Below are 902 nucleotides of genomic sequence, written 5' to 3' on the forward strand. Positions count from 1 at the left end.
TTTGGTCGGCATACATGCACCTCTAGCTACATGTTATGCCCGAACACAAAATTTCTGACAGTCTCTCGAACGCTGCGGCAATCGTCTCAGTCACCTCTTCAGCCAGTACAAACATTTGAGGCTGACAAGCCCATTCAGGAGAATCATGAGAAAAAGAACCAATAATTTAAAAACTGAAAGTATTGCCTACGTAAAAAAGCTCCCAACAGAACTCATCGTGGGTTTTCTGCTTGGGACCATTCCCATTCTGGAGTATTCAAGCACGGAAAAAGAAATTGAAGATGCCTTCTCTATGCTCTTGACGCCCGAAGTATTGATAAAGCATTACTTCATACTTTTAATCCCCTACTTTTTGGTGTGCGCTTTAAAATTCGCGCTGCGTTTTAGGTCAGACGCTGCGGTGGAAAGTTTCCGATTCATCTATAAGATTTTTGCAGAGGTTGGCGCAAGCTTTTTGACAATGCTAAGGACAGGACTGGGCGCACTCATAGGCTTTACGCAGTCGTTTTATTTAAAAACACCGTTCAACTTTTGCCTAACCAGCACCTCGATGTTATTGGTTACATCATCATGACGTTAATGTTTAGCGGTGCTCTTTCCATACTTCACGATTTCTTGGCAGCTGCGGGAAAAAATATCGACAATAAAAACCCAATCAAATTGGGCAGTCGTTTGAAATACTGAGTCATGCTTGCCACGAAAGCTTCAGTGGCGCGACGAATAGGCATCTGAAAGACGCTCATTGAAAGACGACGAATAAAAAATGGCGCATTTGCATCGCCGTAGCGTGGGTCCATACAAGGGCCTTCACGCACAGACGCGCCGCTGGAGGGGAGTATCAGTTTTTTTGTGTTCGGGCTGGTTAGGGCCTGCCGTCAGGCAGGCCCTTGTTTTACCAGCTC

At 45.3% G+C, this 902-nt stretch carries 2 protein-coding genes; one reads left to right on the forward strand and one right to left on the reverse strand.

The annotated features are described in order from the left end of the window. Nucleotides 1-145 precede the first annotated feature (145 nt). Complete coding sequence (locus AO277_RS14155; protein WP_236691328.1) at nucleotides 146-574, forward strand: hypothetical protein; 429 nt, start codon at nucleotides 146-148, stop codon at nucleotides 572-574. A 31-nt stretch (nucleotides 575-605) separates the two neighbouring features. Here AO277_RS14155 and AO277_RS28550 read toward each other — a convergent pair whose 3' ends face one another. After that, nucleotides 606-797: a hypothetical protein gene (locus AO277_RS28550; RefSeq protein WP_169748183.1), complete on the reverse strand. Its 192-nt coding sequence runs from the start codon at nucleotides 795-797 to the stop codon at nucleotides 606-608. Nucleotides 798-902: the final 105 nt, after the last annotated feature.

The sequence above is a fragment of the Pseudomonas amygdali genome, assembly GCF_002699855.1.
Lineage (GTDB): Bacteria > Pseudomonadota > Gammaproteobacteria > Pseudomonadales > Pseudomonadaceae > Aquipseudomonas > Aquipseudomonas amygdali.